This window comes from Bacteroidales bacterium (assembly GCA_018334875.1).
In the GTDB taxonomy this organism is placed as follows: domain Bacteria; phylum Bacteroidota; class Bacteroidia; order Bacteroidales; family UBA12077; genus JAGXLC01.
Window position 1 is genome coordinate 1 of sequence record JAGXLC010000051.1, and the last position, 20791, is coordinate 20791.

Annotated in this window: 19 protein-coding genes and 1 rRNA gene; 11 read left to right on the plus strand and 9 right to left on the minus strand. The window is 40.1% G+C overall.

The genetic code is table 11. The features are described 5' to 3' along the window. Positions 1–1718: T9SS type A sorting domain-containing protein (locus tag KGY70_06435; protein MBS3774803.1), on the plus strand; the 1718-nt coding region annotated here is incomplete at its 5' end. Between the two features lie 81 nt (positions 1719–1799). Here KGY70_06435 and KGY70_06440 read toward each other — a convergent pair. Then, positions 1800–3254: an NADP-dependent malic enzyme gene (locus KGY70_06440; GenBank protein ID MBS3774804.1), complete on the minus strand. Its 1455-nt coding sequence runs from the start codon at positions 3252–3254 to the stop codon at positions 1800–1802. A 125-nt stretch (positions 3255–3379) separates the two neighbouring features. Further along, complete coding sequence (locus KGY70_06445) at positions 3380–3784, minus strand: secondary thiamine-phosphate synthase enzyme YjbQ (GenBank protein MBS3774805.1); 405 nt, start codon at positions 3782–3784, stop codon at positions 3380–3382. A gap of 214 nt (positions 3785–3998) precedes the next feature. On the opposite strand from KGY70_06445, the gene leuS reads away from it, so the two are divergent. Both leuS and KGY70_06455 read left to right on the plus strand, forming a co-directional pair. After that, entirely contained in the window at positions 3999–6758 is a 2760-nt protein-coding gene (leuS, locus tag KGY70_06450) for a leucine--tRNA ligase (protein ID MBS3774806.1), read from the plus strand. Positions 6759–6770: 12 nt separating this feature from the next. Continuing rightward, on the plus strand, positions 6771–8024 hold the full coding sequence (locus tag KGY70_06455; protein ID MBS3774807.1) for a peptidoglycan DD-metalloendopeptidase family protein: 1254 nt from the start codon (positions 6771–6773) through the stop codon (positions 8022–8024). Positions 8025–8026: 2 nt separating this feature from the next. Here the strand turns inward: KGY70_06455 and purN are convergent, their stop codons facing one another. After that, positions 8027–8593: a phosphoribosylglycinamide formyltransferase gene (gene purN / locus KGY70_06460; GenBank protein ID MBS3774808.1), complete on the minus strand. Its 567-nt coding sequence runs from the start codon at positions 8591–8593 to the stop codon at positions 8027–8029. Between the two features lie 187 nt (positions 8594–8780). Between purN and KGY70_06465 the strand changes: the two genes are divergently transcribed. The 7 genes from KGY70_06465 (at position 8781) to KGY70_06495 (ending at position 15061) form a co-directional block, all read left to right on the plus strand. After that, positions 8781–9020, plus strand: a complete 240-nt coding sequence (locus tag KGY70_06465; GenBank protein MBS3774809.1) for an acyl carrier protein — start codon at positions 8781–8783, stop codon at positions 9018–9020. A gap of 34 nt (positions 9021–9054) precedes the next feature. Continuing rightward, positions 9055–10308 (plus strand): beta-ketoacyl-ACP synthase II, encoded by a 1254-nt coding sequence (fabF, locus tag KGY70_06470; protein ID MBS3774810.1) that lies wholly within the window; start codon positions 9055–9057, stop codon positions 10306–10308. Between the two features lies 1 nt (position 10309). Then, the gene (gene rnc, locus KGY70_06475) at positions 10310–11032 is read left to right on the plus strand and encodes a ribonuclease III (GenBank protein ID MBS3774811.1); all 723 of its coding nucleotides are present in this window, start codon (positions 10310–10312) and stop codon (positions 11030–11032) included. A gap of 58 nt (positions 11033–11090) precedes the next feature. Then, entirely contained in the window at positions 11091–11519 is a 429-nt protein-coding gene (locus tag KGY70_06480) for an IPExxxVDY family protein (protein MBS3774812.1), read from the plus strand. 13 nt (positions 11520–11532) lie between these two features. Next, positions 11533–12585 carry a M42 family metallopeptidase gene (locus KGY70_06485; protein ID MBS3774813.1) on the plus strand — a complete coding sequence of 351 codons (1053 nt, stop codon included), beginning with the start codon at positions 11533–11535 and terminating at the stop codon, positions 12583–12585. Between the two features lie 204 nt (positions 12586–12789). Then, positions 12790–14385, plus strand: coding sequence for a HAMP domain-containing histidine kinase (locus KGY70_06490; protein MBS3774814.1), 1596 nt, complete (start codon positions 12790–12792; stop codon positions 14383–14385). After that, entirely contained in the window at positions 14366–15061 is a 696-nt protein-coding gene (locus KGY70_06495; GenBank protein ID MBS3774815.1) for a response regulator transcription factor, read from the plus strand. The genes KGY70_06490 and KGY70_06495 overlap by 20 nt, the downstream gene beginning before the upstream one ends. 290 nt (positions 15062–15351) lie before the next feature. Here the strand turns inward: KGY70_06495 and KGY70_06500 are convergent, their stop codons facing one another. The 6 genes from KGY70_06500 to KGY70_06525 all read right to left on the minus strand — a co-directional run bounded on the left by KGY70_06500 (position 15352) and on the right by KGY70_06525 (position 20258). Next, positions 15352–16398: a DUF1848 domain-containing protein gene (locus KGY70_06500; GenBank protein MBS3774816.1), complete on the minus strand. Its 1047-nt coding sequence runs from the start codon at positions 16396–16398 to the stop codon at positions 15352–15354. A gap of 96 nt (positions 16399–16494) precedes the next feature. Further along, the gene (locus KGY70_06505; GenBank protein ID MBS3774817.1) at positions 16495–17160 is read right to left on the minus strand and encodes a peroxiredoxin; all 666 of its coding nucleotides are present in this window, start codon (positions 17158–17160) and stop codon (positions 16495–16497) included. Between the two features lie 146 nt (positions 17161–17306). Further along, positions 17307–17738 carry a transcriptional repressor gene (locus KGY70_06510; GenBank protein MBS3774818.1) on the minus strand — a complete coding sequence of 144 codons (432 nt, stop codon included), beginning with the start codon at positions 17736–17738 and terminating at the stop codon, positions 17307–17309. A 175-nt stretch (positions 17739–17913) separates the two neighbouring features. Then, positions 17914–18747, minus strand: coding sequence for an HAD family phosphatase (locus KGY70_06515; GenBank protein ID MBS3774819.1), 834 nt, complete (start codon positions 18745–18747; stop codon positions 17914–17916). A 10-nt stretch (positions 18748–18757) separates the two neighbouring features. Continuing rightward, positions 18758–19627 (minus strand): pyridoxamine kinase, encoded by an 870-nt coding sequence (locus tag KGY70_06520; GenBank protein MBS3774820.1) that lies wholly within the window; start codon positions 19625–19627, stop codon positions 18758–18760. Positions 19628–19673: 46 nt separating this feature from the next. After that, positions 19674–20258 carry a bifunctional (p)ppGpp synthetase/guanosine-3',5'-bis(diphosphate) 3'-pyrophosphohydrolase gene (locus tag KGY70_06525; protein ID MBS3774821.1) on the minus strand — a complete coding sequence of 195 codons (585 nt, stop codon included), beginning with the start codon at positions 20256–20258 and terminating at the stop codon, positions 19674–19676. Positions 20259–20697: 439 nt separating this feature from the next. On the opposite strand from KGY70_06525, the gene KGY70_06530 reads away from it, so the two are divergent. After that, positions 20698–20791: ribosomal RNA gene (locus tag KGY70_06530) — 16S ribosomal RNA — on the plus strand; the annotation flags it as partial.

The following is a 20791-nucleotide window of genomic DNA, read 5'->3' on the forward strand; positions in this document are numbered from 1 at the left end:
GGCGGGTAAAGGAATGGGATGTTGGAACTACTGAATCCGGTTCTTCCGGATCCCCTCTGTTCAATCAGAACAAAAGGATCATAGGAGATCTCAGCGGGGGAGAGGCTACTTGCGAGGATCCTGTCAACGACTATTTTGCCAGGTTCGACCGGTCATGGGATGATTTCGGAATTAAGGAGCATCAGCTCAAAGCATGGCTTGATTTCGACAGTACAGGTTTCACAAGGTTGAATGGATACCTTCCTTATGACAGCATTCCTTCCCACTTGAAAGTGTATTATGAAAATCAAAGTAATAGGTTATCCTGGAATCCTCCGTTAAATCATGAAGAAGTACAGGAGTACGAAATTTATAGAAACGACGAGCTTTTAGATACTTCTTCCAACACCCGTTTTTCGGATGGAGACGTAATACAGGATTCCCTGTATCGATATAAAGTCAGAGCCCGTTTGAATAACTCAAATTATTCCGAATATACGCAAGAGGTACCATTTGTTGCGTTGGATACGAAACTCCTTCCGTTTACAGAAAGTTTCACATCAGATACCCTGCCTGAAGGATGGTACGAGCATAATTATGATGACAAAAGCAACTGGAGTATAACGCAGGGAGCTCCCGGCGGCTTGCCTGATACTGCAGCGGAAGGTCAGTATAATCTGGCTTTTGAAGGCCAGGAAAAGGATTCCGCCAAAATGATCACTCCGGCCATTGACCTGAATCGGGAAAAGTATATTCTCCTCAGCTATTTCATGGCTATACCGGAAAACAATGGAAATGCGGACCATCTGAACCTTTATATTCGTTACGCGGACACTTTAAGCTGGCATTTGATCAAAAGCTATCGGAATGCCGTTACAGGCTGGCGGGCCGATACGGTTTATCTCCCACGTCCGACCTCAAAATACCGGCTTGCATTTGAGGGTGTCGGCCGCAACGGGGGAGGAATTGCCCTGGATGCGGTAAACATTTCCCGGGATACCAATGCTTTCACCCCGAAATTTGTGGTAAGTAATGACACGCTGTGTGAAGAGGATTTTCTTTATTTTATGATGGATGGAGATACTGATGAAGATTACAGTTATTCCTGGGATTTTGGCTACGGAGCTTCTCCACGCTATTTAGACGGCCCTGGTCCACATACCATCTATTACACTTATCCCGGAGAAAAAACTGTTCGGCTTACTGTTAATGGTATCTATCAAACCACCAGAAAAGCTGCCGTTATTGTTGATCCATTACCTCCAAAACCCGGAATTGAGGTCAATGGAGACACACTGAGTGTTGAAAACGAAGGGGATAGCATTCAGTGGCATGACGAGTATGGTCCTATTGAAGGCGCTACCGATAGCATTTACATTGCCACCGAAGGAGGTGAATATAGAGTTGAGGTCATCAATCAGTATGGTTGTTCGGTTTTTTCAGATGTTTATACCGATATCAATGATTCATTGCCTCAAAATAAATCCGGAGAACTGAAAATATACCCCATACCTGCAGAGGAGAGGATTCATGTGCAATATTCATCAAACGAGGCACAAAAAGCGCGTCTGTCTGTGGTTAACACTTTTGGGACAACAGTTAAAAGCAAAGAGGTTGATTTACATATCGGGAAAAACAGAGAATCGTTTTCGATTGCCGATTTATCACCTGGGGTTTATATTGTTAGGTTGTACCTGGAAAACGGGGCCAAGTTGAGTTACCGGTTTGTTAAGGAATGAATAGCGATTTGGTCCAAGAAGCTGAGAGGGCTCTGTAAAAACAGCCCTCTCTATCTTTATTTGAGGATTTTTAAAGCGGGTTTATTTTACCTGATCAACAGCCTTTTTTAAGGCATCTTCCAACATGGATCGGTCGGGTTTCTTGATAAAGTTCTTGTCCATCATCATGTCAATGGTATGTCTTGTATGGCCAATATCTTCAAGGGTTCTGTTATAAATGGTGTCCCAGTCACTTTCTACTCTCGCCACGCCGTCTTTGATGGCCTGCATGGCAACATCCGCCGCCTCAAAGGCAAACATGTCCGTTTCGTCCATTTTGGGCATGATGTACTCGGGGTTGATGCCTTTCTTTTCGGCATAATTTGCCATGGAATAAGATGCTGCAATAGCCATGTTATCGGTAATACTTCTTGCGCGCACAAGCAACGCTCCTTTCAGAATTCCCGGGAACCCCAGCGAATTGTTCACCTGATTGGCAAAATCTCCCCGTCCGGTAGCCGTGATGTAGGCGCCGGCTTCCTTCGCAGCATAAGGATAAATCTCGGGAACGGGATTGGCACACGCAAATACAATGGGTTTACTTCCCATTGAGCGTATCCAGTCGGGTTTGATTACATCCGGCCCCGGTTTGCTCAAAGCAATCAATACGTCTGCATCTTTCATGGCGCTTTCCATATCTTTTACTTTGCCGGGGTTGGTTTTTTGACAAAGTTCCCATTTTCTGTAAAACCGGTGATCGGCTTTAATATCTTCCCGTTTCTTATGAAGTGGCCCTTTTGAATCGAACAGGATCATTTTCTCCGGGTCGGCCCCTGACTGAAGCAGCAGTCGGGCAATGGTGGCATTGGAGGCCCCGGCGCCGAACAATACAATTTTTATATCCTTGAGATTTTTTTCTACGATCCTTAGTGCATTGATCAATCCTGCTACCGTTACCGATCCTGTGCCCTGCGCATCATCATGCCATACAGGGATATCGCATGATTCTCTCAGTGTATCGAGCACCTTATAACAGTTTGGCTGGGATATATCTTCCAGGTTGACCACACCGAAACTGGGTTCAAGCATATTGACAAAATCAATGATCTTACCCGGATCGTGCTCCCCTTTTTTATTGTAACTGTTCATACATAGGGGGACGGCATCTATTCCGGCAAGATATTTCATGAGATAGGCTTTTCCTTCCATCACCCCGAGACCCCCGGGTGGAGTTACATCACCGTCTCCCAGAACCCTGGTTGAATCGGATACCACGGCTACCAAGTTTCCCCGGTTAGAGAGATCAAAAGAGGAATTGTTGTTATCCCGTATGGTCGTGGAAATGTTTGAAACACCTGGTGTATACCATATATTGAACCAGTTGAAGCCGTAAAGGCCTGCCTTGGGCAGAGTTTGCAGCTTCCCTCCGTAAAACTTATGTGCCTGTAAGGAAAGCTCCTTTAAAAAGATCGTCTTGGCTTTGGCCATCTGCTCCTCGGAGAAATCCTCAGGAAAAAGTTCATTCAGGTTGGTTAAGGAAAGATCGATTGTTGCCATAGGTGCCTCCTGGTATCAATTCGGTTATTTAACTTACTAACAAAAATAAAAAATATTCCGGTTTTATACCCGGAATATTTTTTATTTTCTTCTTTCTGTTTATGCTATGAAACAGATGGAACCATTCAGGCTTCCGTGATGGTAACTACAATATTCCTGACACTCCGGGGGCCATCAAATTCACATACAAATATATTTTGCCATGTACTAAGCCCCAGTTTACCTTCAATGATTGGGATCGTTTCTCCGGGACCCACCAGTCCTGATTTCAGATGGGCATCTCCATTGTTATCCTGCGCATCATGTTCCCATACTCCTGAAGGTATCAGCTTCCTGAGCAGATTGACTACATCATTCTGTACCGACTGGTCCCAGCTTTCCTGAATCATGATGCCGGCGGTAGCGCCATGTACATAAACTGAAGCAATGCCTTGCTGTACGTTGCTCTTTTTGACGATGGCCTCCACTTCCGAGGTGATATCAAAAAGCCCGTTTTGTTTGTTTGTTTTGATCTTTATGTTTTCTTGCATAAAAAAATACAATTTTAGGAGGTTAAATTTAAAATGAAATCAGAACAAAATCAAATGCTTAATGAATAAAATTAGAACCATATATATTCGTGTTTTGATTCAATTTATAGACAGAATCCCGGGAAATTTGTTAATTAAATCCCGGGGTTGTTTCCACGATTAGAGAGATTTTTCTATTTTCGCAGTTTGATGAAGCCACAAAATGTTTTGACTTATGGAATATAGCTTTTATGAAATAGAAAAGAAATGGCAAAAATACTGGGAAGAGAACATGATTTACAAGGTTGATGTAGATCATAGTAAGCCAAAATATTATGTGTTGGATATGTTTCCTTATCCTTCGGGTGCCGGATTACATGTTGGCCATCCCCTGGGATATATTGCATCGGATATTTTTGCCCGGTATAAAAGAATGGAAGGTTATAATGTATTGCATCCCATGGGATACGATGCTTTTGGGCTGCCTGCCGAACAATATGCCATTCAAACGGGTCAGCATCCTGCCAAAACCACCGAGCAAAACATCAAACGCTATAAGGACCAGCTTACAAAGATAGGATTTTCTTATGACTGGGATCGAGAGATCCGAACTTGTGATCCCAAATATTATAAATGGACCCAATGGGCTTTTCTGGAGATGTTCGAACATTGGTACAATAAGAAAACCAACAAAGCCGAATCCATTGAAAAGCTTAAAGATATATTTAGCCGCGAGGGAAATGGGAATGTAGAGGCGAGCTGTAACGAAACGAAACCTTTTACGGCAGAAGAATGGAACAGCATGTCGGAAAAGGAACAACAACAGATATTGCTCAATTACCGGATTGCATACCTGGCAGATTCATTGGTAAACTGGTGTCCGGATTTGGGAACCGTGCTTGCCAATGATGAAGTCAAGGATGGTGTATCGGTAAGGGGTGGATATCCGGTGATTCAGAAGAAAATGAAACAGTGGTCGCTTCGTGTTACGGCTTATGCCGATCGTTTACTCGATGGTCTTGAGAAGGTGGACTGGACTGAGTCGCTGAAAGAAATTCAGAGAAACTGGATTGGAAGATCGGAAGGAGCTGATATTTGGTTCGATGTAGAGCATTCCGATACCAGGATCAATGTGTTCACCACCAGGCCCGATACATTGTTCGGAGTAACATTTATGGTACTTGCACCTGAGAGCGAACTGGTGGAGGAACTAACGCTGGATCAGTACAAAAATAAAGTCAATGAATATGTGGAGCAGGCAACTTCACGTCCCGAAAGAGATCGGGTTACCGATACACAGTCTGTTAGCGGTGAATTTACAGGCAGTTATGCCTTGCATCCTTTTACCGGTGAGCGGTTGCCTATCTGGGTAAGCGATTATGTATTGATCGGTTACGGTACCGGGGCCATTATGGCAGTTCCAGCCCATGACCAACGTGACCATGATTTTGCCACACATTTTGACCTCCCTATAGTACCTGTAATTAAGGGGGGTGATCCTCAGGAAAAAGCATATGATTCCCTGGAAGGTGAGGTGATCAATTCCAGATTCATCAATGGTATGAAAGCAAAAGATGCCATCCCCAAGATTATAGAAGAAATGGAAAAACACGGCATCGGAAGGAAAAAAGTTAACTACAGGTTACGGGATGCAATATTCAGCCGGCAAAGATATTGGGGTGAACCATTCCCTATATATTACAAAGATGAAATGCCCTATCCCTTAGACAAAAGTAAGCTTCCGCTGGAACTCCCCGAGGTAGACGCCTATAAACCGACAAAGGATGGCAAACCACCCCTGGCCCGAGCTAAGAATTGGGAAACCGAGGAGGGCTATCCGCTTGAATTAAGTACCATGCCTGGCTTTGCCGGATCGTCGGCATATTTCCTTCGCTTTATGGACCCTCATAATGATGAGGCCTTGGTATCCAGAGAAGCCAATGATTACTGGAGAGATGTTGATCTTTATGTGGGAGGAACGGAGCATGCTACCGGCCATCTGATTTATTCGCGTTTCTGGAACAAGTTTCTCTATGATATCGGATGGATATGTGAAGATGAGCCTTTTAAAAAACTGATCAACCAAGGGATGATCCAGGGTCGTTCAAACTTTGTTTACCGGATTAAAGGAACCAATACGTTTGTTTCCTTTAACCTTAAAGATCAGTATGATGTAACTCCGCTTCATGTAGATGTGAATATTGTAGATAATGATGTACTGGATATTGAGGCTTTTCGGCAGTGGAATCCGGAGTTTAAGGATGCAGAATTCATTCTGGAAGATGGAAAATATATTTGCGGAGTAGCTATTGAAAAAATGTCTAAATCGCTTTATAATGTGGTAAATCCGGATGATATCATTGAAAACTATGGAGCGGATACATTGCGGATGTATGAGATGTTCCTCGGTCCTATTGACATGTCAAAACCTTGGGATACCAATGGTATTGACGGGGTATACAAGTTCCTGAGAAGATTATGGAGAATGTTTCATGATGATCAGGGCAATTTTAACTTAAGCGATGAAGAGCCCACAAAAGATGAACTTAAAACACTTCATAAAACCATAAAAAAGGTAAGGGAGGATGTGGATAATTTTTCCTTTAATACGGCCATAAGTGCTATGATGATTTGTTTAAACGAATTGCCTGCCAACTTAAATAAGCGAAAGATATTGTTCCCTGTTTTACGGCTATTGGCTCCTTTTGCTCCCCATATGACCGAAGAATTATGGCAACGGGATGGCCGGGAAGGTAGTGTTGTGGATGCCGGCATACCTGAGTATAATGAAGAATATTTGAAAGAGTCCACAATTACTTATCCCGTTTCATTTAACGGTAAAATGCGTTTTAAACTCGATTTACCAGTGGATATCGATCAGGAGCAGGTAGAGGAGATTATATTGAATCATGAAAAAGCACAAAAGTGGCTCAATGGCAAGAAACCCCAAAAGATCATATTCGTGCCCAACAAGATCATTAACGTGGTGGTATAAGCCGGGGAAGAAATGGCATATAAAAATATTTTCACTGTTGGGTCCCTTCTTATTATCGTTCCTTTGGTATTTATATTGCTGCTTACAAATGATCATAATGAAAGGCCGAGGCCGGTATTCAAAAAGAATATAGACCAGAATATTTTGGATTTGAATCCGGACAAGGAATTTGGTATTGTTCTGGATTCATTTCGGACAGAAACAGGCCGCATACGTCGAAATCAGACTCTGGCGGGTATTCTGAGACATTACGATCTGAGAAATCATAAAATACATGAGATAGCGCAGGAGATTGACAAGGTATTCGATGTAACAAAGTTTAAGGCAGGCAATACCTACTATTTTTATTTTCCGGAGGAGGACAGTGCTCAGGCGGTGCGCTATTTTGTATATGAACATACCCCGAAAGAATACGTAAAGATCAGTTTGGGTGATAGAATTGGTGTAGAAAAGTCAAAGAAAGAGACTCGTTTGGTCACAAGAACGAGTACAGGAACTATTGAAACTTCATTATGGAAAACCCTGGATAGGAATGACATACAACCAATTCTTGCGCTCCGGTTATCAGAGATTTATGCCTGGTCCATAAACTTTTTCAATCTTAAAAAAGGGGATCATTTTAAGGTGATCTATGAGGAAGAATACGTCGATAGCACTTCGGTGGGCATTCATAGAATTGGAACAGCGCGTTTTGTCCATGATGATGAGGTTTATTATGCCATCCCTTTTGTTCAGGATAACATCCGGGATTTTTATGATCTGGAAGGAAATAGTTTGAGAAGGGAATTTTTGAAAGCACCCTTGAGATTTTCAAGGATCAGTTCCGGATATTCTCATAGCCGTTTGCATCCAATCCTGAATTACCGCCGGCCACACAGGGGAGTAGACTATGCAGCTCCCACCGGTACCCCGGTACATGCCATCGGCGATGGAGTGGTTATTGATAAGGGTTATACCAGGGGAGCGGGATATTATTTAAAGATTCGACACAACAGCATTTATGTTTCTGGCTATAATCATCTTTCCGGCTACGCCAATGGAATGAACCAAGGCGTGGAGGTAAAGCAGGGAGAAACCATAGGATATGTAGGAAGTACAGGGTACGCCACCGGTCCGCACCTGGACTTCCGTTTTTGGAAGAACGGCCGTGCTGTTAATCCGTTAGAGGTGGAAGCTCCCCCTGTTGACCCCATTAAGGAAAGCAACAGGGATTCGTTCCGTAAAATCAAAGAAAAATGCCTGAAAAAGCTTGATAATGGATCTTGAATTTATTTGCTCAGCAGTTGTTCTATTACCCTGGGATAATACTTATATTCCAACTCATGAGCTTTTTGGGCAATGTCCTCAACACGATCATCCGGTTTTACTGTAAACTTTGACTGGTGAATGATTTGTCCCTCATCGTAATGTTCATTAACATAATGAATGGTAATCCCACTCTCTTTATCTTGGTTTTCAAGAACTTTTTGGTGCACCCGGTCTCCATACATTCCCTTGCCTCCGTATTTAGGCAGTAAAGCAGGATGAATATTGATGATCCGGTTGGGAAAAGCATTGATTAAATGTTTTGGAATCAAAAGTAGAAAACCGGCTAAAACAATTAGGTCGATGTTTTTGTATAACAAAAGATCTTTGATTTTATTGGTATTGTATAGTTCATCTTTGGAGAAGACATAGGAGGCTATATTGAGTTTCTTCGCTCTTTCTAATACATAGGCGTTTTTTTTGTTTGACAGAATTAAATCCACTTTGATATGTTTGTGGTTTTCAAAATACCGGGCGATGTTTTCGGCATTTGAGCCTGAACCGGAAGCAAATATAGCGATCTTTTTCATAACACTTGTCCGTTTATTTTACGGTACAAAAATATCGAAATTCATCCAATTCCCTATGGAATGATGTTTTAATAATGAAAATATTACTTTTCGGGAAAAAATTTTAAATTTTTTTTTGTTATATGAAAGGGAATTATATTTCTTTGCACTGTTAAATATAAAAATTAATAACTAAAACTTAAAAATTATGGCAGAAGATATTGCATCTCGCGTAAAGGCAATCATTGTAGATAAGTTGGGCGTAGAAGAAAATGAAGTTACTAATGAGGCCAGCTTCACAAATGATTTAGGTGCTGATTCTCTAGACACTGTAGAGTTGATCATGGAATTTGAAAAAGAGTTTAATATTTCAATTCCTGATGATCAGGCAGAAAATATCAGTACTGTTGGAGAAGCGGTGAAGTATATTGAAGAAAACGCGCAATGATAATTTATAAACTTGTTTTAAATTTTGTATTCTTATGGCATTCAGACGTGTTGTAATAACCGGAATTGGCGCAATTACCCCTATTGGTAATAATCTTGAGGAGTATTGTAACAATTTGTTTAATGGGGTTAGTGGCTCCGACTGGATAACCCATTTCGATCCGTCAAAATTTAAAACAAAGTTTGCTTGTGAGGTAAAAAATTTTAATCCCAGAGATCACTTTGACAGAAAAGAACTGAGGAAGCTGGATCTGTATACCCAATATGCTCTGGTTTCTGTAAAAGAATCGATGGAGAACTCAGGAATTGACCTGGAGGCAATTGATAAGAACAGGATGGGAGTGATCTGGGGTTCAGGAATTGGAGGAATCAATACTTTCCTCAATGAAGTAAAGGGCTTTATCGAAGGTGACGGAACTCCTCGGTTTAGCCCGTTTTTTATTCCTAAGATGATTTCGGATATTGCAGCAGGTCATATTTCAATAAAGTATGGTTTAACCGGTCCCAATTACGGCACCGTTTCCGCATGCGCTTCCGCTTCCCATGCTATTATTGATGCCATGAATTATATTCGTTTGGGCAAAGCCGAGGCTTTTATAACAGGTGGTTCCGAAGCCGCCATTAATGAGGCTGGAATGGGTGGCTTTAATGCAATGCAAGCCATTTCAGTGAATAATGAGGAATATAAAACGGCTTCCAGACCTTATGATAAAACCCGGGACGGATTCGTTATGGGAGAGGGTGGAGGAGCCCTGATCCTTGAAGAATTGGAACATGCCAAAAAGCGTGGAGCAAATATCTATGCTGAAGTGTTGGGAGGGGGAATGTCTGCCGATGCGCATCACCTGGCTGCACCTCACCCTGAAGGTAAAGGTGCAAGGCATGTTATGATCAATGCGTTAAGTGATGCAGCTTTAAACCCCGAAAAAGTTGATTACATTAATGTTCATGGAACTGCCACACCAATCGGGGATGGAGCCGAAATTAAAGGCATCAAGGAGGTTTTTGGTGACCACTCTTATGATATGAATATAAGTGCTACAAAATCAATGACCGGGCACTTACTGGGAGCAGCAGGAGCTGTTGAACTGATTGCTTCTGTTTGTGCCATCAACAAAAATATGGTGCCTCCTACAATCAACCATCGTGAAGATGATCCGGAAATTGATAATAAAATCAACTATACTTTTAACGAAGCACAGGAAAGGAAGGTAGATATAGCTATAAGCAATACCTTTGGCTTTGGCGGGCATAATGCTTCGGTTGTTGTAAGTAAATTTACTGATTGATTTGAATCCTGTAGCTTTTCTTAGAAAATATTTTACTGAACAAAACGGTTTTAACCGTACTCTAAAAACAGTTCTGAAATACAGGCCAAGAAACATTGGCCTGTTTAAACTTGCCCTTACTCATAAATCAGCCATTTATAAGGAGGACAGCCATGACCAGGAGAACAACGAGCGCCTTGAATATCTGGGAGATGCTTTATTGAATGCAATTGTTGCCGAAATGCTTTACCGCCATTATCCCATGAAAAATGAAGGTTTTCTGACCAAAATGAGGGCCAGAATGGTTAGCCGGGAAACACTCAACAGAATAGCGGAAAATATGGGTTTGGAAGCAATTATAGACTCGAATATTGATGAGAGCCTTAGCGGCAATATTCTGGGCAATGCTCTTGAGGCGGTTATCGGAGCCATTTTTCTGGACGCCGGCTTTAACAGAACCAGAAAATACATCCTCAAACATATCATCAGACCCCATATTGATATTAAAAAGTTTGAATATTCTACTTTCGATTATAAAAGTCAGTTGATTGAATGGAGTCAGAAGAACCGCGTAGAATTGATATTTGAAGACTTTGAAAATCCGGTGGAAAATGCCCATCAACCTGTATTTGTTTCCAATGTAAAGGTAAATGACAAAATTCTGGGTTCCGGAAAAGGTTCTTCCAAAAAAGAAGCGCAACAAAAAGCAGCTAAAGAGGCGTTCAATCATTATATAGAATTTTGACGTTTTCCCTTCTTATTTACGTTCATTCTTAGTAATTTTACCTTTTCAACCATTTTTTATGAAAAAGAAGAAGGTACATAAACTTCAAAATTTTTATCCCGAAGATTTCCAAATCGTTTGTATTGCCTCCCATCAGAATGATTACAGGCTTTCATGGGCTTTGAATGAGCAGCTTAACCTGCGTCTACAAAAAGGTCAGGACCTTTTTGTAGAGGATAAAAAATCCGGTTCCACCCGGCAATTTACAACATATAGTTATGAGGGCGGTACCCAAACAATCCGGTATTTTCTAATTGCCAATAAAAATTCCCAGGGATTTTTATTCCCGGATATGAAGAATATTGATTTTTTATTGAAAGTAGAAGGCGGGATGGATGAGGAAGATTTGTCCTCAATGATAAAGGAAATAAGAAAGATAGATTTTGTAATTATGGCTTTTAAGTTGGAAAATCTTCGTGAGAAGCACAAAAAAACATTAATCTTTTAAAAAGGTAAATATTATGAGCAATATTCAGTTCGAATTGTTAAAAAAGATCTCTAAAACACCAGGGGCACCGGGATTTGAAAAACATATAAGGAGTTTGATCTTTCAGGAAGCAGAAAAGCTTGTGGATGAATGTTCGGTTGATAATATGGGCAATGTGGTTGCTTTCAGAAAGGGCAGGGATGATAAAAAGATCATGTTGGCTGCCCATATGGATGAAATTGGTTTTATAGTAAATCATATCGATGATCAAGGTTTTATACGGTTTGTGCCATTAGGGGGATTTGATCCCAAAACCTTAACTTCCCAGCGGGTTATTGTGCATGGTAAAAAGGATTTGGTTGGGGTGATGGGTACAAAGCCCATACATATGATGAGCGAGGAAGAAAAGAAAAAGATGGTTAAGACGGAAGATTTCTTTATTGACCTCGGGATGAAAAAGGAGGAAGTACAGAAGTATGTACATGTTGGAGACCCCATTACCCGTGAAAGGGAGTTAATTGAAATGGGGGATTGCGTTAATGGAAAGTCTCTGGACAACCGAATTTCCGTCTATGTATTGATTGAAACTCTGAAAGCGCTAAAAGAGCAAACACTCCCGTATGATACCTATGCTGTATTTACCGTACAGGAGGAAGTTGGGATTCGGGGCGCCCAGGTTGCCACTCAGCAAATAGAACCCGACTTTGGCTTTGCCATTGATACAACCATTGCTTATGATGTTCCAGGAGCCCAGTCTCATGAGCAAGTAACCAGGCTCGGTGAGGGAGTGGCTGTAAAAATACTCGATTCTACAGCCATTGCTGATTATAGAATGGTTGAATATATGAAAGAAGTTGCAGGTCGCCATAACATCAAATGGCAGCCTGAAGTAATGGCTAAAGGAGGAACGGATACGGCAATGGTACAACGAATGACTAAATCCGGTTCCATAGCAGGTGCAGTTTCTATACCCACCCGACACATTCACCAGGTGATTGAATCAGTTCATAAGGACGATATAGAAAGCAGTATAGGATTGTTGCAAAATGCTTTACTGGAATTGGATCAAAAAGACTGGAGCCATTAAAGCGTGTTGGTCCCTAAATAAAAAAAGAAGGAAAGGGAATTATTCCCCTTTCCTTACTAACCCATAAATTAAACCCTAAAATTTATGTCTATGAAAAACCCGGTTGCAAACATACATTTATGTTGAGTTAACTCGTTAAAAGTAATGTTAAAGCTTGTTAAATAATATTATTTTGACGATTTTGATGCATAACTTTGCATTGTTATGAGTACAAAAACCATTTGGCTGGTTACTTTTGCTTTATCAGCCACATTAATCGGACTTTTCATAGTTCAGGGATATTGGATCAGGGATGCTATTCGGATTAATGAACAGCACTTTGATCAACTCATCAATAATACCCTGAGCAATTTAGTTGAGCAATTGGAAAAGGAGGAGATTGTATATCAAATTACCAATGAAGTGAAGCCTTATGAACAAAAAGAAGAGGGAGACAATACCGTTATTAATTACAGTTTAACCAAAACCAAACAGAATAAATACGGCTTCAATCAATATAACCTTGACAGAGAAATTTTCAAGGTCAGTAACGTAGATTCCATTGATTTCAATACCTATTTTAATCTTTCCCCTCAGGAACCCTTTTCTCTTGAGTCTAATGAGAAAAAATACAAAATCTCGGAGACTCTGAAAGAGACGTTCAGGCAGCGGCTTGAAAACGAATTGAAAACCGACCTTTCTGAAAAAAAGGTGTTTGTGGAGAATATAGTCAATAAGCTGGTTCAGGTGGATGTAGGGATCGAGAATAGAGTTGATAAACGTAAGCTCGATACCATTATAAGGGAAGAATTGAGGAATAAGGGTATAAAGTTGGATTATGAATTTGCAGTAGTAGATAAGCAGGACAGTACTTTGTTCAAAACTGATGATTATCAGCCTGGTAAGGAGTTGGAGGTTTATAGTAGCAAACTTTTTCCCAATGACGTTATATCCCGGGATAATTTTCTGAAATTATATTTTCACGACCGCAAAGGATATATTTTCAAGTCAACCGGTAACATGACTATTATTTCCGTGATACTTTCCTTTATAGTCATCCTTGGATTCGCCATTACTACTCATATTATGTTCAAGCAGAAACGTTTATCAAAAGTTAAGAATGATTTTGTGAACAATATGACCCACGAGCTGAAGACCCCAATCTCTACAATTTCTCTCGCTACCCAAATGCTGAAGGATCAGTCTATCCCCGAATCCTCCAAAAACATGGGCAGTATTTCGAAAATTATCGATGATGAAACTACGCGCCTGAGCCTTCAGGTGGAGAAAGTTCTGAAAACCGCTGTATTCAACAGTGGAAAAATTAAAATAAAACCCAAAGAGTTGGATTTACATGAGGTTATTGAAAATGTAGTGAAAAGTTTTTATCTTCAAGTAAAAGAACAAGAAGGAGAAATTGATAAGGAGTTGAATGCCAGCAATCCAAAAGTTGAAGTAGACGAAGTGCATTTCACCAATGTAATGTACAATTTATTGGACAATGCAGTCAAATATAGTAACGGAAAGCCCGAAATAAAAGTTGAAACCCGGGATATAGACCATTCTGTTCTTGTTGCTGTTGAAGACAACGGTATGGGGATTAAGAAAAAAGATCAGAAAAAGATTTTTGATCAGTTTTACAGGGTGCCTACAGGTAACATACATGATGTGAAAGGGTTTGGTTTGGGTTTGAACTATGTTAAAAAAATGGTGGAAGAGCATAACGGCAGTATCAGATTAAATAGTGAGTATAAAAAAGGCAGTAGGTTCGAAATAATTATTCCAAATAATAAAGGTAAGAATGGAGAAAGAAACAATTAAGATTTTGCTTGCCGAAGACGATGAAAATTTAGGCAGGCTATTAAAAGAATATCTGAATGCCAAAGAATATGACACCCGTCTTTATCCGGACGGGGAGCGTGCTTTTGAAGCATTCAGGGAAGAAGATTTTGATCTGTGCATTATTGATATTATGATGCCTAAAATGGATGGTTTCACCTTGGCCAGGGAAATCCGAAAATTAAAAAATACCACTCCTTTTATTTTTCTCACTGCCAAAACGCTTCAGGATGATGTGCTTGAAGGATTCAGCTTAGGAGCAGATGATTATATCACCAAGCCCTTTAGTATGGAAGAATTGCTGTACCGGATTAAGGCGATCTTGCGCAGAACTTCACCTGAAGAGGAAAGCGAGAAAAACCGGGATATTTACCAGATCGGAAGATATCAGTTCGATGCCAATAAACAAGTACTTTCAATAGATGGAAAATCCCGGAAATTGACCACCAAGGAATCTGAGCTGCTTAGACTCTTGTGCAACAACAAAAACCGCATGCTTGACAGAAATTATGCCCTCCGTACCATCTGGGAGGACGATAGCTATTTTAATGCACGAAGTATGGATGTATATATTACCAAGCTCAGAAAATATCTGAAGGAGGATGAGTCTGTCCAGATTTTGAATGTGCACGGGAAGGGATATAAACTGATTACCTGATTTGGATAAGCCAAAATCAAACAGGATGCTTTCAAGGAATTTAATGTGTTTCCGTTTTGGCTTGTCCAAATTAAACAATAACAATTTTTAAATGTACGTTCTTAATTAAAAAGATGCTATAAGCCTTTGGGCTTTTTTAAAGATTTAATGCTGCCGGGTAGATCTCCGATTATTATGCTTTTGAGGCTCAGTTGAGACCTCCGACCAAAGCAAATAAAAAGAATTGAGACTACTACGACAGCATTTTTTTATGCATAGATTGATTATTTCCTTATATCCGACCTCCTTCTTTATTGTATAATGCCTTCATTGGACGGGTCGTGCCTGGAATGGTTATGATTGACCTTGTGCGCAGAAATATTGGCATAACAATAAAGACAAATGTGCGGGCAGGTGTTATACATTCCCACATCCTTACTGTAGATACACTTGCAGGCTGATCGTTGTCCCTTATCCTTAAGTGAGGGTGAGTTTTCAGGATATTCCGTGAATAATCTTGCCTGGTTTCCTTTTGGCAATTTTCCTGTATGGAGAAAATGTATCAAAACCCTGTCATTGTTGAATAGTCTTTTCATCAGCATGTCATCGATGCATTTATTGGGCCTGACACCATATGATTCCAGGTTTGCTTCCCCTGCACAATCAGCTATTTCAAGGTTCCACCTTCTGTTCAGTCTTTGAAGTTTTTCAGCCAGTTCAATTTTCTGTTGATAGCTGAATTCCGATTGAAGCAGATTTTCCTTGTCAAAGAGGGCGGATTCATTAAGAAGCTTTGAACGGACCTTTTTATAACGGAGGATCTGAACAAAGCTGATAACAAGTTTTTCAGTATATGAATGTAAAGTATTACCAATGTATTTGATTCTTGAAAGAAGTTGATCCACATTCATTCCGGGCGGGAGCATAAGCGGATCATATCTCCAGATTACCTTTTCCTTCCCGATTCTGCGTGAAAGCTCCTTAAAAGTGTTTATTCTTTCACTGAGCGGAGGTACATTGGGCTCCAGACCTTCACGTTCATAGTCGTTCAATGTGAATAGAAAATAATAGTTGATTCCTTTTTTGTCCAGAATATGCAAATAAGGGATAACCGGCAGCGGGTTTTTACTCCAGAAAACGATAACCCGTGTATTTTGAAATGATATGTATTGAGGTTTGCCGTTAAATGGATTGAACCATTTTAAATGGCCTTTTTTGAGCCGATTGAAAAACCACTTGCTGTAAAAAGCCGGGATGTCAGTTGACCGGCTGGCGGAAATGATAACCGGAGCTTTTGCATTAACTTTCTCTCCGTTATTTCTTTTTACTGTTGTTTCCGGCCATCCTTTGAAACCCATTTATTTTTTACTTTTCTTCAATATCCGATGCGGAAATAAAATACCCTGCCCGTATAACGAGCAGGGTATTTTAATGTTTTGTAAAAGACTTCCGGATTACTTATTTTCCTTGTGGCAGAACCACCAGTCATAGCAATCGTATTCTTCAAGACGCTTTTTGGCACTTTTCTTATCTGATGGGGGTGGCACAATCACCCTGTCTTTTATCAATTCATTATCAGGCCAGTTAGCCGGTACAGCGACACCTTTTTCGTCAGAAACCTGAAGGGCTTTGATAACTCTTACAATTTCGTCCATGTTTCTTCCGATTTCCTGTGGATAGTAAAGGATCAGCCTAATAACGCCTTTCGGATCAATAATAAATACAGCCCTTACCGTTTGGGATCCTTTGCCCGGATGGATCATCCCGATTTTCTTAGAAATATCTCCATTGGAATCGGCAATGATCGGAAAATTGATTTTTACATCAATGTTTTCCTCAATCCATTCATCCCATTTGATATGAGAGAATACCTGATCGATGGACAAACCGAGGAGCTCGGTATTGAGCTGGTCAAATTGATCCTTTCTCTTTGCAAAGGCTACGAATTCTGTTGTACAAACAGGAGTAAAGTCTGCCGGGTGACTGAAAAGTACAAGCCACTTGCCTTTGTAATCATTGGGAAGGTTAATCTTACCTTCCGTTGTTTGTACGGTCATTTCGGGGAATTTATCCCCAATCAGTGGAAAACTGCTTGTTGCTTCTTTTTGTTCCATAATCATTGTGTTTTTAAAAATTAATAATTTGATTTATTAGGTGTTCAAAGCTGAATACATCCGAATGGGTTTTTCAACTCCCTGTTTATTCTTTGTTTTATCTATAATTATATTGTTGTTCCTGCATAGCTTTTAACTTTTAGGCCCTACACTCACTTTATTTTCACTTCATTCGATTCTCCTATGATGTTTAGCTTAATATCTTCTACTTTGAAATTTTTTATTTTTTTCTTATTTAGATGATTAATTATTAATTGATTTAGTTCATCATCATAATAATCATAAATGTTACCTGTTTTTTGGTCGTATAAATGATGATGTTTTTCAATTATGGGATCGTAGCGCATGATATCGTTTTCTGTTTTAACTTTAGTGATTAAACCTTTCTCCCCAAATGCTTCCAGCGTTTTATAAACCGTCCCTAGGGATATCGACGGGTTTGTTTTGCTTACGTACTCTTTAATCATGTCAGCAGTAGGATGATCATTGATATTCAACAAAGCTTCATACACTGCCATCCTTTGTGGGGTAATCTTCAATCCGCTTTCTGCCAGCTTATCCCTTATGTTTTCTATTTGACTCATAACTCACCTCAATTGATAATAATTCTTAATTGAAAATCTTTACTATTTTAGGACAATTATTATTTGATAATGTTCACGGGTTGATATTATTTTTTTAAGATATTTTGTTTATCCTGAAGAAGTGGTTGATAAGAAGCTTTATTACCCCGGCCACGAAGCATTTTACAAGTAACATTCAGTCAATGGCAATGGTTTGTTTAACGGCATCTGTAAAGCCACATTGTTCGTTGCTTCGACAGGTAGGATAAAATTTTTTAAGATCTTCAGGGGCGTTATCTACGACATAGCTCCATGCGGTGAAGTTCAGCAGGTCAAGGTCATTGTAATCATTTCCGATGCCAAGCGTTTTGGAGGGATCTACTTCGGTGTAACGGCATAACCACTCCACCCCATGTCCTTTGGAAACACCCTCCGGGAAAACTTCGATCCATATGGAAACTCCGTCTAGCGGACTGGTGGCCCGGATGATTTTTACTCCCTGAATTTCTTGATCTAAAAGGTCGTGCAGGTCGGCCTTTTTATTGGTGATGGCTATGATCTGGCAGGAATGCTGGTAAGTTTCGGTATTTGGATACAATGGCTCTGCAAAATCTTTGTAAAGCTGGAACCTTCTTTCAAAGTCAGGATTATAGGTATTGCTCCTATAATAGACGAATTTATGATTTTCCGGTATCAATTCATGAATCATAAAATTAATTCCGGAATTTATGAGTATAAGGGCAATATCTTCCACTTTTTCTTTCGGAAGGTAGTTAGAATGGATCAATCTTTTAGTTTTCCAATCATAGATTCCTGCTCCTGAGGAAAAGATCAGATAATCAATAGGAAAGTTGGGTTTAAGCCGATTGAGGGCAGAATAGAGATTTCTGCCGGTGGCCACCACGCGGACAATGTTTTGGTTTGCCAGTTTCTTAAGTGTATTCAGATCCTCCCGGGCAGTCTCCTGTTGATCGTTGAAAAGGGTGCCATCCAGATCAGTGATTGCCATTTGAATATCAGAATTGCTCATCTTGTTGGGATTAGAATATTTCGTAACTGCTGGTCTGTACAGGAGCAACAAGGGTATCCAGTATTCTTTCCAGCAAAATTCCCTGGTCGGTATTGTAGTCATAGCCAAATGTTGCACGAACTCCCATTGAAGTGAACCTTACAGCCCGGTCCAATGCAATGGGCAGGCTGTCTCCCTGCAGTAATGAACCTGTGACCACACTGGCAAAGGCATCACCAGTACCGGGATAATTGGCAGGTAAGTAGTTCACTGATACTTTCCAGAAGCGTTGATCTTTTTTGTTATAAGCAATCACCGAGGTGATGTTCTTTTGTCTGGATTCAGGAACACTTGTTACAATTACAATTTGCGGACCTTTTTCTGATAATTCAAGGATCCAGTCCTTGATTTGATTGTTTGTGACACGGCTGGGGAATTTTTTATTTAGCAGTAAAGCGGCTTCTGTCAGATTGGGAGTGATTACATTGGCTTTCTCTATTAAAGAGCGCATTTCTTTTACATGATTCTGGCTCAATGGTGTATAAATTTTTCCGTCATCTCCCATTACCGGATCAATGACCACCAGTTGCTCCTCTCTATGAAATGTATCGATAAAGTGCTTTACGATCTCTATTTGTCTGTGTGAGCCTAAAAAACCACTGTATATGGCGCTAAACTCCAGGTCCAGCTTCTTCCAGTGCTCTATTACCGGGGGCATATGTTCAGTCAGATCCACAAAATAAAATTCCGAATATTTGCTGTGTGTGGATAATACTGCAGTAGGAAGCGGACATACCTGGATGCCCATTCGTGAGAGAATGGGTATTATTACTGTAAGGGATGCCCTGCCGAAACCTGACAAATCATGTATGGCGGCTACTTTTTCTACGGGTATATGCATATGATTTTCTGTTAATGATATAAAATTTTCATATTAAGCTTTTTCTTTATTTTTCATGCCTGGAATTAGATGAATTGATCGCTTTATACGCTTCCCTGCTGATCTTTGCGAAGTATGCTTCCAACTCATTGTTTACTCCTTTGGCTCCTTCAATTACTTTTGTTGCCCATTCGATGTACGAATTTTTTCTCTCTCTTGTCCATCCAACGGGAGGGGCTTCCTTTAAGTCAGTAATGTTGCAGATTTTATCGGCAATTTTAATCTTTTTGGCTTCCTGGCTTAGGTGGGGTGTATCCTGAATTTGTTTTTGTTTTCTTTCCTGAAAGGGTAATTGCTTGTTATCCGTAACTTCCCATATGATGCTCAATACTTTATTTCCGAATTTTCGACCAATAATTTTTTCTAGTTGCTGTATTTCCCGATCTTCCCTTGCAGTATCCTCTATCACATCATGCAGAGCAGCAGCCGATAAAAGGTCGGAGTCATGTTCATGAAAATCAAGCAGCAAAGAGACCACCTTTATGGGATGGTTGATATAAGGAGTTTTTTCGTTTCCTTTCCTTGTTTGTCCGCTATGACGTAGGGCTGCAAATTCAATCGCCCTGATAACCAAATCTTTTACATAGATCATTGTTATACTGGTTTAAGCAATGAAATTACTAAATATAATAGCTGTTTTAGAAAAATAAACAGCCAAATCGGGAAAAATGTTATAAAGGTGAGATCAAATGAATGTTGAGTTTATTAATAAACAGGCTGATAATGATATAGACAGCAAGTCGAAAATCACAGGATTAAAAAAGTTGAATTTTTTCCGGGTTTTAGTTGTGTATTAAAAAAACTACTCTATATTTGCACTCCGCAATAATGGGAGTTCTTTTTAGAGAGGGATTGATAAAGAAAGACAAAAAAATTGTAACGAGGATTTTGAAAATCGCAAAAACAATTTATATCTTTGCAGTCCGTTTTCTGGAAAGAACATTCAAGATACAAATAAGTTCTTTGAAATTTTGAGGTAATGAGTCGAACGTGATGTCGACAGTCAGGGTCAAGATATACAAAGTTTAAATACAACGAAGAGTTTGATCCTGGCTCAGGATGAACGCTAGCGGCAGGCTTAACACATGCAAGTCGAGGGGTAACAGATCTCTTCGGAGGTGCTGA

Bases quoted from the DNA above. Each gene is read 5' to 3' on its own strand.
- KGY70_06440 (MBS3774804.1), bottom strand. From the start codon at position 3,254: ATGGCAACAATCGATCTTTCCTTAACCAACCTGAATGAACTTTTTCCT.
- KGY70_06445 (MBS3774805.1), bottom strand. From the start codon at position 3,784: ATGCAAGAAAACATAAAGATCAAAACAAACAAACAAAACGGGCTTTTT.
- leuS (MBS3774806.1), top strand. From the start codon at position 3,999: ATGGAATATAGCTTTTATGAAATAGAAAAGAAATGGCAAAAATACTGG.
- KGY70_06455 (MBS3774807.1), top strand. From the start codon at position 6,771: ATGGCATATAAAAATATTTTCACTGTTGGGTCCCTTCTTATTATCGTT.
- purN (MBS3774808.1), bottom strand. From the start codon at position 8,593: ATGAAAAAGATCGCTATATTTGCTTCCGGTTCAGGCTCAAATGCCGAA.
- KGY70_06465 (MBS3774809.1), top strand. From the start codon at position 8,781: ATGGCAGAAGATATTGCATCTCGCGTAAAGGCAATCATTGTAGATAAG.
- fabF (MBS3774810.1), top strand. From the start codon at position 9,055: ATGGCATTCAGACGTGTTGTAATAACCGGAATTGGCGCAATTACCCCT.
- KGY70_06480 (MBS3774812.1), top strand. From the start codon at position 11,091: ATGAAAAAGAAGAAGGTACATAAACTTCAAAATTTTTATCCCGAAGAT.
- KGY70_06485 (MBS3774813.1), top strand. From the start codon at position 11,533: ATGAGCAATATTCAGTTCGAATTGTTAAAAAAGATCTCTAAAACACCA.
- KGY70_06490 (MBS3774814.1), top strand. From the start codon at position 12,790: ATGAGTACAAAAACCATTTGGCTGGTTACTTTTGCTTTATCAGCCACA.
- KGY70_06495 (MBS3774815.1), top strand. From the start codon at position 14,366: ATGGAGAAAGAAACAATTAAGATTTTGCTTGCCGAAGACGATGAAAAT.
- KGY70_06500 (MBS3774816.1), bottom strand. From the start codon at position 16,398: ATGGGTTTCAAAGGATGGCCGGAAACAACAGTAAAAAGAAATAACGGA.
- KGY70_06505 (MBS3774817.1), bottom strand. From the start codon at position 17,160: ATGATTATGGAACAAAAAGAAGCAACAAGCAGTTTTCCACTGATTGGG.
- KGY70_06510 (MBS3774818.1), bottom strand. From the start codon at position 17,738: ATGAGTCAAATAGAAAACATAAGGGATAAGCTGGCAGAAAGCGGATTG.
- KGY70_06515 (MBS3774819.1), bottom strand. From the start codon at position 18,747: ATGAGCAATTCTGATATTCAAATGGCAATCACTGATCTGGATGGCACC.
- KGY70_06520 (MBS3774820.1), bottom strand. From the start codon at position 19,627: ATGCATATACCCGTAGAAAAAGTAGCCGCCATACATGATTTGTCAGGT.
- KGY70_06525 (MBS3774821.1), bottom strand. From the start codon at position 20,258: ATGATCTATGTAAAAGATTTGGTTATCAGGGCGATTGAATTTGCAGCC.